This window comes from Coprococcus sp. AF102-57 (assembly GCF_027686195.1).
GTDB classification, from domain to species: domain Bacteria; phylum Bacillota; class Clostridia; order Lachnospirales; family Lachnospiraceae; genus Allocoprococcus; species Allocoprococcus comes.
In genome coordinates, this window is the sequence record NZ_JAQCSY010000019.1 from 20,524 (window position 1) to 37,895 (window position 17,372).

The window sequence follows — 17,372 nt, forward strand, 5'->3', positions numbered from 1 at the left end:
AAATTTTTCAAACTCAGAGAGTAATTTCTTTCGGAAAATATTTTGGTAAAATGAAAAAAAGAAAATGTCCTGACATATTTTACGTCAGAACATTTCCCTGCTTTTATGGTTTTAGATAAACTCCGAAAGAACAAATTATCCTTCGCTTAATTTTTATTTAGCCAGATAAACTTCTGCATTCGTCACGCCGAGAGCAAGTGCTTCTTCATGGCTGTTCACATAGACATCAATGTGGTTTTTCTTGATCGCACCACCACAGTCTTCAGCAGTAAATACATGTCCGCCGATGATGACTTTTGTTCCGTAAGGGATCACACTCGGATCCACAGCAATGGTCTGTCCTTCAATGACCGGGGTTCCAGTTGATGTGATCCCGTCTGCTTTGTTACAGCAGATTTCACATGCACAGTAATATGTAATCGTAAAATTGCCAAGATCCGCGCCGTACATCTCTTCTGTCGCATTGACTGTTCCTATTCCGCCACCTGCAACAGTATAATGATCGTCCAGGATCCGGGTTGCCCATACTGCATCTTTGTTATAAACAGTTCCGTAAATGATTCCCACATCTTCATTTGCTGCTTCGATCGTCTTTCCATCTCCGGCATACATCACAACATGATATACATAACCGTTCTTTGCATAGAAGATCAGGTCTCCAGGCTGTGCGTCTTCTACTGGAATCTTGGTTCCATACTGGCTCTGATCCTCGGCAACACGCGGAAGATCATATCCGTAAGCCTTGTAAATCTGCTGTACAAATCCGGAACAGTCTGCTCCGTTTGTCAGACTGGTTCCGCCCCACACATAAGGATTACCAACAAACTGGGATGCATATTCAATCATTGACTGGCGGATTTCACCACTCGGCGTTCCTTCTTTTGTAGAAGTCAGCGTATAATAAAGAGCTTTATTATCTTCCGGATCCATGTTTTCCTCTGCCACTGAATAGGCATCAGCTCCTCTTTCTGTCACCTGTGCTTTGGTTTCAGCGTCTGATTTCAAATACTTCTTTTCCGCAAAGCCTCTGACATCTCCGGATTCTACATAAACCCAGTCTGAATCTTCATCTGCAAGAATGTAGCAGAGCTCTCCTGCTGTCATTGTTCCGACAACTCTGGAATCCGCATTCTTCTCTTCTTGAATATTCAGGGTTCCTTTTTTATCGGTATCTAGCTGATCGCTTACCAGTGTCGGTTCTTTATCTGCAACCGTCTGCTTCACCGTCGCGCGGAGATAGGTATATGCCTGATTATCTTTTGCATCTATCAGTGCCTGTGCCGTCTTTGCGGTTCCCTCGATTCCGGTATAGTCTTTGTTTTCTTTGGAAGCTTTTAACCTGGCCTGTGTCTGATAGACATCCAGAAGTTCCTGTGCCGCATCTTCCGTATAAATTTCAGACGCCTTTACAAATCCCCTGACATTACCGGATTCCACATACAACCAGCCATTGTCTTCTTCTTTCAAAATATAAAGAAGCCCGTCCTGCGAAATCGTTCCGACCGAGCGGACCTTTTCTTCCATCTGCTGTGCTGCCAGGTCAGCAGCCACTTTTGCCGCCTGTTCTTCTTTCTGCTTCTGCAGATCCTTCTCAGCCTGTCTTGCTGTTTCAGCTCTTTTTCCAGCTTTCAGATTAGTCTGATTCGGCGCCTCTGCCTTTAATTTCGCTGATGAAAAAATGTTGAGTCCGGTCAGTTTGATCTGTGTAGATTTTTTTACACCTTTTGCCGTTTTTGTACGTTTCACTTTTTTCGTGTTGTATTTTTGATTCTCTTTATCAAATCCGGCTCTCAGCTCTTTTGCATCTTTTTTTGCCGCTTCAAGCTCTGCTTCTTTGGCTTCCTCGGAAGTATCTGCCCTGCCATCTGCAGCTTCCGGAATTTCCTCCCGTACATTGATCGCTGTTCTGGCAAATGCATATTTTCTTGCCACAGTCCAGAAACGGAAATCCTCTACCATCTCTGGCTGCTTCACAATCTGCTGACGGCTGATCAGTTCAGAATTACTGACTGCAGTTTTTGATTCGTTCTGACCGGCTGTTTCTTCTGCTTTGCTGATCTCCTGTGTATGGTCGATCTCACTTCCCGGAATTGGGTCGGTCTTTGTATCTTTCCGGTCTTCGGAAGAATCTGCCTTATCAGTATCCGGTGTCTGAATCGGATCTTTGGAATCGGATTTGCCGGAATCCGGGCTATCCGGATTTTCCGGAGTGCCTGGTTTTTCCGGTGTCTCTGGAGTTCCCGGAGTATCCGGCTTTTCTGGAGTTTCTGGTTTTTCCGGTGTCCCTGGATTTTCCGGAGTGTCCGGTTTTTCCGGAACCTCTGGGTTTTCTTGATTTCCAGGGGTGTCCGGTATGGCTGGTGTCTCCGGAACATCCGGTGTCTCTGTCAGGCGTTCGCCTGTCTCCGGATCCACTTTCTGACCAGTCGAGGTATCTTCCAGATAGCCGGTTTCATTATTCAGCCTGACTGCTCCGCTTTCCATCATTCCCCATACATAATCAGATACATTCACAAATGCTTCTGATCCATCTGTCTTTTTTGCCTGCACTGTATTCTCTGCTACAACGGCCGTTTCCCCATCATCGGCAAATGCCGCCATTGGCGAACCAAGAGCCATTCCAAATGCCAGAAGACTTGCCAGTGTCTTTGTCCCGATCCTTTTTGCTATAAATTTGTTCCTAAACTTCAATAATTGATCCTCCTCTCGTAAATAGACTATAAGTTGTATGTTAATTTTTGAAGTTTTCAAAAAATTCTTCTTCGCATTAACAATTGCATTAATAAAATGTATGAAACATTAAATTTAGGGGTTCCATTCATCTTTTATTTGATTATTTTTAATTATAGCATAAATTCAACCATATGTGGTGTTTTTTTAGTAAAAATACACAATTCTACACCTTTTTCTACAAGTCCGTCTCCGCCATAGAACTGCTTTCCTATCTTCTCTTACCAGTTCCCAGTCATAATATCCGGTTGGTACTCAATCTGTGACACGATCTGTGAGGGCGTATATTTCCAGATTTTCTCTCCTGTATAATCTGCCGCCACAAACATCCCAAAGATAAGGAAACTGATAAACATCCGCGCAAAGAAACTGCTTCCGCCATTTTCTTCTGAAGAATGTTCTCCATATAATCCCCTGTATACATGCTGATACCTTGGATGCACCGCCGGGATACTGCCTTTTCTCCATTTTTGACGTGACATCCTAAGCAACTCCTCGCGGCGTTCCTGTGATTCGTTCATTCCAATCTCTCCCTTCTGCTAAAGCATCCAATTAAAATGAATGTGCCTCGGTGCATTCTACGCCGAACGCAGTTACTTGCAACATTCTTCTTTGCGCGAGTGCGCATCTTTGGCAGGTAGTTCTTTTCATTTACCAGAAAGTTCTTTCCCAATTTCAGACAAACAAAAAGGACATATACCTCTACCTCAGTATATGTCCCTCTTTTTTTCAAATATGCTATTTTTACCGTTTTGCCATCTCTTCCATGATGTCATCCCAGGTGATCCCCCGTTCTGCCATCAGCACCATCATGTGATACAGGAGGTCGCACATCTCATATTTGAGTTCTTCCGGGTTCGGATTCTTCGCCGCAATGATGATCTCGGCAGCTTCTTCTCCAACCTTCTTCAGAATTTTGTCAATACCTTTTTCAAACAGATAGTTCGTGTAAGAACCTTCCTTTGGATACTCTTTGCGGTCCATGATCGTATGATACACGCTCTCGAATACCTGCTGCGTATTGATTTCTTCATACTGATCCCCTACGATTGGCTGGAAGAAGCAGGTCGGATTGCCGGTATGACATGCCGCACCTACCTGATCGACTTTTGCAAGCAGGGTATCTTTGTCACAGTCGATGGTCAGGGATTTGACATACTGAAAATGTCCGGATGTCTCGCCTTTTGTCCAGAGACTCTGTCTGCTCCGGCTGAAATAGGTCATCCGTCCGGTTTTCACCGTTTTTTCAAATGCCTCCTGATTCATGTATGCCACCATCAGCACTTCGGACGTCTTATAATGCTGGGTGACAACCGGAAGCAGTCCATCGGAATTTAATTTAAATTCGGAAAAATCCATCAGACTCTCAAAGGAAGTCATACGGATTCCATTCTGGCTGCACTCTTCTTTAAAATCAGCACAATTGATTTCTCTCTGACTCACATACATTCCGGAAAGTCCTTTCACGCCCGGACATTCCAGGATCTTAAAAAGCTCTTCCTTTTCCAGTGTATCGGTCACAACCACACACGGAATATCCGTAATATTAACAACGGAATTCAGATCCAGACGGTGCATAAATACGATCTGACTGCTGTAAGTCTGGATCAGATGCTGCTGCTTAAATAATGCATCAAAGTCATTCAAAGACACCGCGATCTTCTCTTTCCCAAACCGCTTTGCCACCGATTCGATCAGTTTCTGTGAATCCGGCTTTGAAAAATTCAGCATGGCACGCTTTGCACCGGTGTAGAGGATTTTCTTCACATCCTCCTGCCGCTTTACATTTCCTCCGGCAACCATCGGGATCCGGATCACGCGGTTGATCTTTTTCATCAGTTCAATGGACTCATCATGATCCTGATCCGTGCTTGACAGGTCAAATACCAGAAGTTCATCCGCCCCGTTATCGCTGTACTCTTTTGCCAGCGCGATCACATCTTCAGATACAACTGTCGGGTCATCAAACCATTTTACCGCCTTCCCTCCAAGAATAAAAATGCAGGGAATCAATCTTTTATAACTCATACGAGAAACTCCTTTTATCTTTTTACAGACTGCCTTTTGTAGACCACACTTCTTTCATCCGTGGTTCTTCGGATACAGCCATATCAAGCGCTTTTCCAAATGCTTTAAATAACGCCTCTGCCATATGATGGTTGTTGCCGCCATCCAGGACTTTCAGGTGCAGGTTCATGGCACCGCTGTAGGAAACAGCATAGAAAAATTCTTTTACCATCTCCGTGTCCAGTTCTCCTAATTTATCACAGGTAAATGTGGCGTCAAAATTCAGATATGGTCTTCCGGAAAGGTCGATTGCCGAAAGCACCAGTACCTCATCCATCGGAAGCATAAAATGTCCATACCGCTTGATTCCTTTTTTATCTCCCAGTGCTTTTGCAATGGTCTGTCCCAGCACGATTCCGGTATCCTCGATCGTGTGATGGCTGTCTACCTCCAGATCTCCGGTAACTTTGACAGTCAGATCAAAAAGTCCATGTCTTGCAAAACCGGAAAGCATATGGTCAAAAAAACCGATGCCGGTAGAAATGTCAGTCTTTCCCGTTCCGTCCAGATTCAGTGTCATCTCGATCTGTGTCTCTTTTGTCACACGACTGCAGGATGCAACTCTGCTCTCCATCTTTTAGTCCTCCTCTTCAAAACGTACATGGATCGAATTGGCATGTGCGGTCAGCTGTTCCGCTTTTGCAAAGCTTTCGATATCCTTATGTACCTTCTGCAGTGCCTCTCTTGAATAAGAGATGATGCTGGATTTCTTGATGAAATCGTCTACAGAAAGTGGTGAGAAGAATTTAGCGGTTCCGTTGGTCGGAAGGATATGGTTTGGTCCGGCGAAATAATCGCCCAGCGGCTCGCTTGCATATTCTCCGATAAAGATGGCACCTGCATTGCGGATTTTTGTCATCACTTCAAACGGATTCTTTGTCTGGATCTCCAGATGCTCGGATGCGATCTCATTTGCCACGTCGATCACATCTTCCATAGTATCTGCAAGCAGGATATATCCGTAATTATCCAGAGATTTGGAAATGATCTCTGCTCTTGAAAGTTCTTTTAAGAAGCCATCTACCTGATCGGATACCTCATGTGCCAGCTTTTCACTTGTCGTAACAAGAATTGCAGAAGCGAGCTCATCATGCTCTGCCTGGGAAAGCAGGTCTGCCGCAACATATCTCGGATTAGCTGTCTCATCTGCCACAACCAGGATTTCACTTGGTCCTGCAATGGAATCAATGCTGACATGACCGTAAACTGCTTTCTTTGCAAGTGCTACATAGATATTTCCAGGTCCTACGATCTTGTCAACCTTCGGGATGCTCTCTGTTCCGTAAGCAAGGGCTGCAATTGCCTGTGCACCACCGACCTTGTAGATCTTATCCACACCGGCTTCTTTGGCTGCAACCAGTGTATTCGGATTTACTTTTCCATTTTTTCCAGGAGGCGTTACCATGATGATCTCATCCACACCGGCAACCTTTGCCGGCATCACATTCATCAGTACCGAAGACGGATAAACTGCCTTTCCTCCCGGCACATACACGCCGACTCTGTGAAGCGGAGTGATCTTCTGCCCAAGAATGGTTCCGTCCGGTTTACTGTCAAACCAGCTGTTCTGACGCTGTTTTGCATGATAACTTTCGATATTGTCTTTTGCTTTGCGGATGACTGTAAGAAGTGTATCATCAACCTGCGCATATGCTTCTTCAATTTCTGCATCTGTGACTTCAATCGTATCTGCAGTAAGCTCTGCCCCATCAAATTTGGCAGTGTATGCAAAAACTGCCGCATCTTTTTCTTCTTTTACTTTATCTAAAATTTCTTTTACGCTTGCCTCATACTGTCCATAATTGTTCGGACTTCTTTTCAGCAGATCTTCCAGCAGATTTTTCTTTGTATCGCTGTTCAGCTTTTGTATTCTCATGTGCATTAAGCCTCCCTTTTTAATATACTTCTGAGTTTATAAAGAAGTTCCTTGATCCTGTCATTTTCCAGACGCATGCTGACCGGGTTTACGATCATACGCGCTGATAACGGGCAAACCTCATCGAGAACTACAAGTCCGTTCTCTTTCAGGGTTGATCCGGTTTCCACGATATCCACGATCACCTCTGAAAGGCCAACGATCGGTGCAAGTTCAATCGAACCGTTCAATTTGATAATCTCTACCGTCTGGTGTCTGGTATTATAAAAATAATCCTTTGCAATATTCGGATATTTTGTTGCCACACGGATCAGTTCGTGATTTTCCAGATATTTTTTCGCATCTGCCGGTCCGCATACGCACATCCTGCATTTACCAAAACCAAGATCCAGTACCTCATGTACCTTCTTTCCCGCTTCCAGGATCGTGTCTTTTCCGACCACGCCGATGTCCGCCGCACCATATTCTACATAGGTCGGTACATCCGGTCCCTTCGATAAGAAAAATTTGAGTTTTAATTCTTCATTCACAAAAATCAGCTTTCTGGAATCTTTATCTTTCATTTCCTCACAGGTGATCCCCAGTTCTTCCAGAAGCTCCAGTGTCTGTTTTGCGAGCCGCCCCTTACAGAGCGCAAATGTCAAATATCTTGTGTCTTTCATCGTCTCACCCCTACCCTACAATTTTCTCTTCGCCGGTCATCAGGTTCACCATCTGCACATCTCCTTTGCTGCGAAGATACAGCATGCTTCCTGCAAGACTGCGTTTTCCATAATCCACATAGAATTCCAGCGACTTATCCGATGCTTTCTGAAGGATCTGGGTATTCTTGTTCTTTCCTCTAAATTCCATGGCAAGCTGGATTGCATCCTTCAACCGTTCTTTATCATATAAGATCAGGGAACTTTTCTCGCCACTTGAGATCTGGATCTTCTGGCGGGAAAGTGCGCTCATCAGTTCATCTACTACGATCGCAAAACCGATCGCCGGCTCTGCTTTTCCAAACTTTTCAACCAGGTGGTCATAACGTCCGCCTTTTACAATGGCATCCCCGGTCCCAAAAGTGTATCCCCGGAAGATAATACCGGTATAATATCCGTAAATTCCGCTCATGCTCAGATCAAACGTAATATACTGTTCCATTTTGTAGACAGATAAGATCGCGTAGATTTTTTCGAGACGCCGGATTGCTTTCATCGCTTTTTTGCTTGGCGCTACCTTTTTCGCCTCCTCCAGGATCTCCACACCACCGACCATCTCTGAAAGTGCAGAAAATGCTTTTCTTGACACCGGTTTTGCATCAGCCTCTTCTAAAAGTTCGTCTGCACCGAAAAAGTTCCGGTTGTTAATCAACTCACGCAGACGTTCTTCTGTCTCATCATCAATCTCGGATTCCTCGATCAGACTCTGGAAAAAGTCTACATTTCCTATACTGATCTGAAATTCTTCCAGTCCGGCATTCTTCAGACAGTCAATGACAAGTGCCAGCATCTCCGCATCAGCATCCGCCGCATCCAGTCCGATCATCTCCGCGCCCATCTGGGTACTTTCCTTTAATCGTCCCTGATAACTGGAATGATTGATAAATGTATTCCCCACATAGCAAAGCCTTGCCGGGAGCTCATCATCCTTAAATAAAGTTGCCGTCGCACGTGCGATCTGCGGAGTGATATCCGGTCTTAACACCAGTGTGTTGCCGTCTCTGTCAAAAAATTTATATAATTCCCTTGAAGGAATGGTTCCGATCTCTTTTCTGAATACATCAAAATATTCATACATAGGAGTCTGGATATCATGATATCCGTACAAATGCAGAGTCTTATGAAGTCGGTTCTGAAGTGCCAGCTTTTTGGCGCATTCTTCGTGATAAATGTCTCGGACCCCTTCGGGTGTATGTAATAACTGCTTCATAGATTGTAACTCCTCTTTTTTGTTTATTCGTCACTTTAGTATGTTACCATATTAAAACGTGACCTTGTTGTATTATACGAACTTTGACGCGGCTTGTCAAGCCTGCATACTCAGAAGTTCTATCCTGCTAATCTCTTTTCCATGCTTCTTATCTTTCTTCCCGGTGATCCAGATCCTTCTGGAGCATCTCCAGATACGGAACGAATACGCCCTGCCTTAGCTGCATAAAATATTCCTCATCCAGTTCTTCAAAGCGTACGCTTTTCCGTCCGCCCTGCTTCATCCGCTCCCAAAACACTTCTATTTCTTCAAAACGCATGTAATAAAGCAGGTTTTTTGTACTGTAATAGATAAGAAAAAAGGAAATTCCATCCTGTTTTTCAAAATCCCGCATAAAATTCATCTGGTGTTCATGGATATTGTGTAGTGGAAAGGTATCCATACTGCACTCTTTTGCGTCAAAACATACGGGAATTCCCTGTACTGCTCCAATATAATCGACCGTACTGCGCTGGTCAAAATAGGCCAGCGTGATCTGGCGGTGATCTTTGTCCATTCGTACCGGAGTGATCGGTGTCGGGATTTTCTGAATGAGCGCCAGTCCCTGCTGCTGATAGCGTTCATTCGTCCGGTTAATAAAATCCTCCAGGGTTGAACCTCTTAGCCCTCTTGAATTCCAGGTTCCCATTCTAATCCTTCTCCTTTTATGATGGTTGTAAATCCTTCCGGAAGAGGCGCGGTAAGCTCCTTTTCCGATACCTTTGCAAGCGCATCCTCTCTTTTCGGGAACTGCATTTTCCATGCATGTAAAAGTTGATATTTTAACGCATATTTTTTCCTGAAAATAGAATTGACCTTTGGATTACCATACTTGCTATCCCCGATGATCGGATGACCGGTCGAAGACAGATGTGCACGGATCTGATGGGTCCGTCCCGTGATCAGATGCACCTTCAGAATCGTCTGCTGACCATTATCCGCAAGCGGAATATACTCTGTGGCTATCGGCTTTGCCTCGCCTTTTGCTTCTTTCAGAATTTTCACCTGATTGGTCATCTCATTTTTCAGAAGATATCCTTCGATCTTCTGACGGTCTTTTATCACCCCATCCACGATCGTGAGATAATATTTTTTCACGGTCCTGTCTCTTAAAATCTCGCTGAGCTGCTGCAATCCCGCAAGGCTTTTCCCTGCGGTTACAAGACCACTGGTATTCCGGTCCAGGCGGTTACAGACAGATGGGCGGAAAGTAGCAAGCTCAGCTGGTTTCAGATCGCCTTTTTTCAGCAGATACGCGATCATATATTCATTCAGGGAAAGGTCAGACGGTGCTGCTTTCTGGGAAAGCATGCCTGATGGTTTGTTCAGGATCAGAATGTCCGGATCCTCATAGATTACCGACAGCCGGATGCTGCTTTCCATTGCCCGTGCAAGATCTGCCGGAAGCTTCTTTTCTGCTCCCGGTGTCCCTGCGAATTTCTGCCAGGTATCATCTGAGAGAAATACTTCAACCTGATCTCCTTTTGTCAGTTTTTCATTTCCCTGCGCTTTTTTCCCGTTTAACTTGATGTTCTTTTTCCGCAGCATCTTGTAAACAAAGCTCATCGGCGCTTTACTTAAATATTTTCCAAGAAGCTTGTCCAGACGCTGTCCTGCTTCATTTGCCGAAACGGTTATTTTCTGCATGCTTTTAATTCCTCCTGCCTTTTACAGTGAAATGTCCAGTAGGAGTCCTTTGATCATCTCTTCGTGTTTTCTTGTATCCTGCTGTTCTACAGAAGCAATGTTGTTCATTCCCTCGGCGCGGGTCAGAAATGCCTTGTAATCATGGAAAAACTTGACCACCACCTTGTCGAACTGGTTCTGCTTCATAATGGATTTGATATGCTTTGCGGCATAGTCCACATCCACTTTTTTCACCGGCACATAGCCACAAATCGTATTGTTGTAAATTGCAACAGCGGCTACTGGCATTGCCTTTTTCTCGCTGGTGATCACAAGATCGTATGCCATGGTAAGTTCTTCGGTGACAGCCGAGATTTCAAGCTCAGTTGCCTCATCGATGGAATCATGCGGCATGACCATGATCAGATTGACCAGGATCCGGCTTGCCGGAAGACATCCGAGTACCGCTACCACAGTGAGCAGATTGAGCTTTGTCTTTGTTGTTACATAACCGGCGACCACCAGTGCGGCAACCAGTCCAAAAGAGACAACAGCTTCCAGTATCAATAATCGTTTTCTTCTGCGCAGATAACCTGCGTCTCCTTTTTGTATCTTCATCGTGTTTTTCGCTTACTCCTTCGTTATTTTCTCCATCACTGACATGGCTTTTAAAATCATTCCATGCGGAAGTACTTTGGCAGCTGCTTCTGCCCCTTTCATTGCCGTGCCATATACAGAAACCTCTTTTTTGTATTTGGCATCAATGAGCGCCTGCTTTACAACCTGTACCGGATCTGCCATCACAGCCTCTTTCATGCCACCGGGCAGCTTCCCTGACACTTCAAAAAACGGAGTGTTCACAGGCCCCGGGCAGACCGCTGTGACAGAGATTCCTTTTTCCTTAAGTTCAGCTGCAAGGCTCCTTGAAAAGCTCAGTACATACGACTTTGTCGCCGCATAAACTGCGAATTTTGCCTGCGGGCAAAAAGCCGCTGCGCTTGCCAGGTTGATGATCCTGGTCCCTTTGTGCATCCAGGGCAGACAGGTACAGGTCATCTCGGTCAGTCCCCGGCAGTTCAGGTCGATCATACGGAGCTGAAGTTTCTTGTCTTCCTTTGCAATTTCCTCTACTGTCCCGGTCTTTCCGAATCCGGCTGCATTGACCAGCATACGGATATCAGGATTCTGATTTTCCAGCCGGTTTTTCACCTGCTTGTATACCAGATCCTCTTCCATGTCACCTGCAAAGATCCGGATATACGTCTTGTGGTTTTTCTTGATCTCTTCCAGCTTCTTTTCACTGCGAGCGATCACCCAGATTTCATCCAGTTCCCTGTAAAAACGTTCAATCTGTCTGACAAATTCTTTTCCCATGCCGGAGGATGCCCCGGTAACAATCGCAATCTTCATAAGCGGTTCTCCTTTCTCCTGTGACTACTTCCGTTTGTGTACATTACGGATGGATTTCTTTTTCTGCGGTCTTGACGAGGACTCACCCCTGCCATTTCCTGTAGATGCAGGCTTTGTATTCTTATGCCCTGCATTTGAATTTTTATAATTTCCGTTTGTCTTTCCTGGATTTTTGTTATTTCCATTCGGGTTTTTGCTCTTTCGATCCGTGCCGCTATGAGTTCCTCCGTGGTTTCTTCCGCTGTATCCATTCTTCTCCTGCGTTTTTTCCGAATGCAGCTTTCTCGGACGAATCAGACATTTCTCATCGAATCCTACCAGATCCATACGGTCTGCGATTCGCAGTGCCTCCATGACCAGATCATAATTCTTCGGATTTCGGTACTGGATCAGTGCTCTCTGCATCGCTTTTTCATGCGGGTTCTTCGGCACATACACCGGCTTCATCGTCCGCGGATCTACACCGGTATAGTACATACAAGTGGAAATTGTAGACGGTGTCGGGTAGAAATCCTGTACCTGCTCCGGCATATAACCAAGATCCCGCAGGTATTCGGCAAGCTTTACCGCTTCTTTCATAGTAGAACCCGGATGGGACGACATCAGATACGGAACCAGGTACTGTTTAAGTCCAAGTCTTTTATTGATCTCTTCGTATTTGTGGGTAAAACGTTCATAAACTGCATTTTCCGGCTTGCCCATCATCTGAAGAACCGGATCTGCTACATGCTCCGGTGCAACTTTCAGCTGACCGCTGACATGATACTGACACAGTTCTCTGAAAAACGTGTCATCCGGATCCGCCAGCAGATAGTCAAATCGGATACCGGAACGGATAAATACTTTTTTGACTCCAGGTATCTTTCTGAGATCCCTGAGAATGCTTAAGTACTCTTTATGATCTGCGATCATATTTTTACACGGCTTTGGAAAAAGACACTGTTTGTTCGTACATGCCCCGTATTTTAACTGTTTCTTACATGCCGGTGCACGGAAGTTCGCGGTCGGTCCGCCCACATCATGAATATATCCTTTGAATTCCGGATCCTCCGGAAATGTCTTTGCTTCAGCGATCAGTGATTCCTTACTTCGTGTCTGAATGATCCTTCCCTGATGGAATGTCAGTGCACAAAAACTGCAGCCTCCAAAACATCCCCTGTTGCTGATCAGACTGAATTTGATCTCCCGGATTGCCGGAACTCCACCTGCCGTCTCATAAGATGGATGATAGGTCCGCATGTAAGGAAGTGCGTAGACATCATCCATCTCCTGCTGGGTCAGCGGTTTTGCCGGAGGGTTCTGTACCACATACAGATGATCCGAATAGGGCTCAACCAGCCGCTTTCCGGAAAATGGATCTGTGTTGCAGTACTGTCTGTAAAAGCTTTTGGCGTACAGAAGCTTATCTTTTTTCATCTCTTCATACGGTTCCAGAATCTCTGCATCATACACACTGTCCAGATTCTTGACCTTACAGACCGTTCCATCGATATAAGTAATGTCCTTGATATCCAGTCCGGCATCCAGTGCCTCTGCAATCTCAATGATCGAGCGTTCGCCCATTCCATAAGAAACCAGGTCTGCACCCGAATCCAGAAGAATGGAACGCTTAAGCTGGTTGGACCAGTAATCATAATGTGCAAGTCTCCTAAGACTCGCCTCGATACCACCCAGAATGATTGGTGTCTTCTTATATGTCTGACGGATCAGATTGCCGTACACAACCGCTGCATAATCCGGTCTCTTTCCCATCACTCCGCCCGGTGTATAAGAATCCTGCTGCCGTCTTTTCTTTGATACAGAATAATGGTTGACCATGGAATCCATATTTCCCGCTGACACCATAAATCCAAGCCGCGGCTCTCCAAATTCTGTAATACTTTCTTTATCCTTCCAGTCAGGCTGTGCAATGATCCCCACGCGGAAGCCATGTGCCTCTAAAAGGCGGGTGATGATCGCATGTCCAAAAGACGGGTGGTCTACATAGGCATCTCCGCTTACATAGACAAAGTCTACCTGATTCCACCCCCGTTCTTCCATCTCTTTCCTGCTGATCGGTAAAAATCCATGATTCATTATAATACCTCGTATGTCTGATTGGTAATGTCTTCATAGCTGTGAATAAAATAATCGGCAAGTTCCCGCTTTTTCGCATCCTGTGGGCGTGAAAACCAGTCGTCCACCGCGCACACACGCATTCCTGCATTTTTCCCGGCGAGGATTCCCATCGGAACATCTTCAAATACCAGGCAGGCAGAAGGCTCTGCACCCAGCTGCCCAGCCGCCTTCAGATAAACATCCGGTGCCGGTTTCCCTTTATTCACTTCGCAGCTTGTACAGATCGTATCGAAAAGATGGGTGATCTGCCTTGCCTTTAAAAATTCTTCCACCAGTTTCCGGTCATTGCTGGTTGCGATTCCTGTCCGGATCCCTTTCTCTTTCAGCATCTCCAGAAATTCCTTTACCCCTGGCTTTAGTGTGACCTCTTTTGTATATTTATCCACAGACATATCATACCATTCTTTTTTGATCTCCTCCACAGTATGCGGAAGCTCCGGAAAAATCTTCAAAAAGTACTGCGCTGTCTCGGTATAGCTCATCCCTTCCATTGCCTCATGAAAATCTTCCGGCGGATTCAGATGATATTTTCTGATATAATCTTCATCTATCGCTGTCCACACCCACATGGAATCTACCAGAGTCCCATCCAGATCAAAAATGACAGCTTTAGTATGCTCTAACATAATTTTTTTATCTCCTCTTCGGTCAGTGACCGGTATTCTCCCTTTGTAAGTGTCTTATCCAGAGCAAGGCTTCCCATAGAAAGCCGCTTCAGATAGATTACCTCTTTGCCGACTGCATGAAACATCCGCTTCACCTGATGGAAACGTCCTTCAGTGATCGTAAGCTCGATTTCCGACTCCTCCCCACTTTTCAGGATTCGAAGATCTGCGCTTTTAGCCGGCGTATCGTCTCCGATATCCACTCCATCTGCAAATGCTTTCACATCAGATTCATCTACCTTTCCCTGTACTTTCGCATAATACACCTTATCCACATGCTTTTTGGGGGAAAGCAGGAGGTGTGCCAGTTCTCCGTCATTGGTGATCAGAAGCAGTCCTTCCGTGTCCTTATCCAGACGTCCTACCGGGAATAGATCATTTCTTTTTTTATCTGTGATCAGATCCAGAACTGTCTTGTCCCGGTCATCTTTTGTTGCGGAAATAACACCTGCCGGTTTATAGAGCATATAATACTCTTTTTTAGTGTATCCAATCTGTTTTCCTTCAAGACTTACTTTCTGTGTGGTCTCATCGATTTTAAGTTCCGGTTTTTTCACCGTCTCTCCATCAACCATAACACGTCCGCTGCGGATCAGTTTTTTGATTTCACTTCTGGTTCCCTGCCCCATCTCGGCAAGATATTTGTCTATGCGCATCATGCAGACTGATTCCTCCATCCAGGCAGATATTTGTTCTTCAAAGTTCCGTTCGTGACTTTTCCCCATCCAAGTGGGAAACCGTCTGTACAGACCAGATGCCAGCCTTTTGCCTTAGCCGGAATCAGATCCTCCACATCGATTGTCTCACCTTTCAGATAACGCATCAGTCGGTTATCATCAGAAGACAGGTTCAAAGTATGCGCGTACTCTTCCATTTTCAAGTTCATCGCCAGTGCCTGGCTCGGTTCAAAACGCTTTTTCTTCAGTTCGCCAAGGAGCAGTCCGCTTCTTAAAAATCTTGCGCCTTTCAGTTCCGGAAGATTCTCCGGCATATAGTACACGCGCTCTCCATGGATATCCAGTCTCCACGGCTTCAGATCCCACTTTACATCACGGAAGAATTCCTCCAGCTCTGCCGGGATCTTCTTCACTTTCTGTTCTGCGACCGGGGAAGACGGGCAGATTGCATCCTCACTCTTTTTCAGCAGTGCGAGGTAATGTCCCTCCCCTTTCATATGATGTGGAAAAATACGGACAGTCTTAGCAAAATCCGGATCCTTTGACTTGGTTACTTCCGGCCTGCCCGGTGCAAATCCTTCATATCCTGCGATTTCCTGAATCTCGAATTCCGGATATTCACCGAGCAGATATTCGATCGTCCCCTCATTCTCCAGTGGATCAAACGTACAGGTTGAATACAGCATCATGCCACCCGGCTTTAACATTCTTGCCGCCTGGGTGATAATGCTTCTCTGCAGCTTCGAGAAAAATTCCGGTCCATGTTCTTCCCAGGCGCGTACCATCTTCTTATCTTTACGGAACATCCCTTCCCCAGAACACGGCGCATCGATCAGGATCTTGTCAAAATAACCGCTGAAATAGCGTTCCAGTCGCCCAGGTTCTTCACTCATGACCAGCATATTGCCGATTCCGAAAACTTCCAGATTCTTTAAGAGTCCTCTTGCTCTGGAGCTGCTGATATCATTTGCGACCAGAACACCTTCGTTCTGAAGCTTCGCCCCAAGCTCGGTTGCCTTTCCACCAGGTGCGGCACAGACATCCAGTACCCGGTCCCCCGGTTCTACCGGAAGACGATTCGCCGGTGTCATCGCACTCGGCTCCTGCAGGTAGTAAAGTCCTGCAAAATAATACGGATGCTTCGCAGGAGATATCTTTTCTCCATCATAGTAAAAACCGTTGTCGATCCACGGGATCGGTGTGATCTCAAACGGACAGATCTTCACAAAATCCTCCACAGAAATCTTCTCCGTATTCACACGAAGTCCGTAATATCTCGGCTCGTCATAACATTTTATATAATCCTCAAATTCATCTCCGAGGAGTGCCTTCATCTTCTCTTCAAATTCATTTGGTAAATTTATCATTCTTTCGTCCTCCATATCATTTAAGTATAGCATAGTTAGAAAGAACAGGAAAGTTTTTTCTCCCCGGCAAGTCTTAAAATCCAATAGGGATTGTAGCTGGTTTCTTCGCCGTCCGGATAGAGATAAATCCCCAGATGCAGATGTGTGGCAAACATCCCTTTCGTCCCCTCCGGACCATATCCGGTATTTCCCATAAATCCAATGATATCCCCTGCCTTCACCTCGTCCCCCTCCTGATAACTTCCATAAGAGTCCAGATGTGCATAATAGAAATATGCACCGGACGGTGCGGTAATCCCGATCCTGTATCCTCCCTTTTCCAGCCAGCCTCTTGCCGATACTACCCCATCTGTCATACTCACAACCGGATAGAGACCGGGGATATCTTTCGATGCCATCAGATCACAGCCTTCATGTCCCCTTTTTCCTCCGTAGGTGCGCTCTCCCATCCAGCTGTCCACAAAAGATACCTGATACTGTGGATGTTTCGGTGATTCCGGAACAGGAAAATAGCGGATATCATTCCAAAGAGCTGTACAGATCTTTTCAAAAGATTTCCACTCTTCTTTTTCCGACCATTTTTCAAACAGCTCTTTTTCGTTATCCTGTGGAAACAGGCTGTTTTCCAGAAAATAAATGGCATAAAGTCTTCCTCTTTTTTCATGATCTGTCTTCGCAAGAACCTGGAAAAACGCCTCCTCCATCCCAAGCTTTCTGAATTCTTCTGTGCTTCCTGTTTTTAGGTTCAATCGGTTTTTTTTAGCTTTCTCGTTGATCTGTATGCTTGCTGCCACGCAAAAAATCAGCAATAAAAAAAGGAGCAGAAGCGATCTGCGTTCCAGTCTTTTTTTCAAGATTTCTCCATTTTTCTTTTATTCTATTCACA

At 45.3% G+C, this 17,372-nt stretch carries 16 protein-coding genes; all 16 read right to left on the bottom strand.

Annotation, left to right across the window (positions count from 1 at the left end; genetic code table 11):
- Positions 1–153 precede the first annotated feature (153 nt).
- The gene (locus tag PGZ10_RS12025) at positions 154–2,691 is read right to left on the bottom strand and encodes an NlpC/P60 family protein (RefSeq protein WP_270541504.1); all 2,538 of its coding nucleotides are present in this window, start codon (positions 2,689–2,691) and stop codon (positions 154–156) included.
- A 260-nt stretch (positions 2,692–2,951) separates the two neighbouring features.
- Positions 2,952–3,251, bottom strand: a complete 300-nt coding sequence (locus tag PGZ10_RS12030; protein WP_008370556.1) for a hypothetical protein — start codon at positions 3,249–3,251, stop codon at positions 2,952–2,954.
- A gap of 223 nt (positions 3,252–3,474) precedes the next feature.
- Entirely contained in the window at positions 3,475–4,758 is a 1,284-nt protein-coding gene (gene hisIE, locus PGZ10_RS12035) for a bifunctional phosphoribosyl-AMP cyclohydrolase/phosphoribosyl-ATP diphosphatase HisIE (protein WP_270541506.1), read from the bottom strand.
- Positions 4,759–4,780: 22 nt separating this feature from the next.
- Complete coding sequence (gene hisB / locus PGZ10_RS12040; protein WP_022220612.1) at positions 4,781–5,371, bottom strand: imidazoleglycerol-phosphate dehydratase HisB; 591 nt, start codon at positions 5,369–5,371, stop codon at positions 4,781–4,783.
- Positions 5,372–5,374: 3 nt separating this feature from the next.
- Positions 5,375–6,673: a histidinol dehydrogenase gene (gene hisD, locus PGZ10_RS12045; RefSeq protein ID WP_270541508.1), complete on the bottom strand. Its 1,299-nt coding sequence runs from the start codon at positions 6,671–6,673 to the stop codon at positions 5,375–5,377.
- A gap of 5 nt (positions 6,674–6,678) precedes the next feature.
- Positions 6,679–7,335: an ATP phosphoribosyltransferase gene (hisG, locus tag PGZ10_RS12050; protein WP_022220614.1), complete on the bottom strand. Its 657-nt coding sequence runs from the start codon at positions 7,333–7,335 to the stop codon at positions 6,679–6,681.
- A 10-nt stretch (positions 7,336–7,345) separates the two neighbouring features.
- Positions 7,346–8,584: an ATP phosphoribosyltransferase regulatory subunit gene (gene hisZ / locus PGZ10_RS12055; RefSeq protein WP_270541511.1), complete on the bottom strand. Its 1,239-nt coding sequence runs from the start codon at positions 8,582–8,584 to the stop codon at positions 7,346–7,348.
- 148 nt (positions 8,585–8,732) lie between these two features.
- Entirely contained in the window at positions 8,733–9,272 is a 540-nt protein-coding gene (locus tag PGZ10_RS12060) for a Holliday junction resolvase RecU (RefSeq protein ID WP_008370565.1), read from the bottom strand.
- Positions 9,245–10,270 (bottom strand): RluA family pseudouridine synthase, encoded by a 1,026-nt coding sequence (locus PGZ10_RS12065; RefSeq protein ID WP_270541512.1) that lies wholly within the window; start codon positions 10,268–10,270, stop codon positions 9,245–9,247. Before PGZ10_RS12065 ends, PGZ10_RS12060 begins: the two co-directional genes overlap by 28 nt.
- A gap of 21 nt (positions 10,271–10,291) precedes the next feature.
- The gene (locus PGZ10_RS12070) at positions 10,292–10,867 is read right to left on the bottom strand and encodes a hypothetical protein (RefSeq protein ID WP_270541514.1); all 576 of its coding nucleotides are present in this window, start codon (positions 10,865–10,867) and stop codon (positions 10,292–10,294) included.
- Positions 10,868–10,879: 12 nt separating this feature from the next.
- Complete coding sequence (locus tag PGZ10_RS12075) at positions 10,880–11,659, bottom strand: SDR family NAD(P)-dependent oxidoreductase (protein WP_270541515.1); 780 nt, start codon at positions 11,657–11,659, stop codon at positions 10,880–10,882.
- Positions 11,660–11,683: 24 nt separating this feature from the next.
- A complete protein-coding gene (locus tag PGZ10_RS12080; protein ID WP_270541517.1) occupies positions 11,684–13,735 on the bottom strand; it encodes a YgiQ family radical SAM protein in 2,052 nt (683 codons plus the stop codon).
- Complete coding sequence (locus PGZ10_RS12085; RefSeq protein WP_055157179.1) at positions 13,735–14,403, bottom strand: HAD family hydrolase; 669 nt, start codon at positions 14,401–14,403, stop codon at positions 13,735–13,737. The genes PGZ10_RS12080 and PGZ10_RS12085 overlap by 1 nt, the downstream gene beginning before the upstream one ends.
- Complete coding sequence (locus tag PGZ10_RS12090) at positions 14,397–15,101, bottom strand: pseudouridine synthase (protein ID WP_270541518.1); 705 nt, start codon at positions 15,099–15,101, stop codon at positions 14,397–14,399. The genes PGZ10_RS12085 and PGZ10_RS12090 overlap by 7 nt, the downstream gene beginning before the upstream one ends.
- Complete coding sequence (locus PGZ10_RS12095; protein ID WP_270223226.1) at positions 15,098–16,483, bottom strand: RsmF rRNA methyltransferase first C-terminal domain-containing protein; 1,386 nt, start codon at positions 16,481–16,483, stop codon at positions 15,098–15,100. The genes PGZ10_RS12090 and PGZ10_RS12095 overlap by 4 nt, the downstream gene beginning before the upstream one ends.
- Before the next feature lie 38 nt (positions 16,484–16,521).
- Entirely contained in the window at positions 16,522–17,340 is an 819-nt protein-coding gene (locus PGZ10_RS12100) for a M23 family metallopeptidase (RefSeq protein WP_022220617.1), read from the bottom strand.
- Positions 17,341–17,372 lie beyond the last annotated feature (32 nt).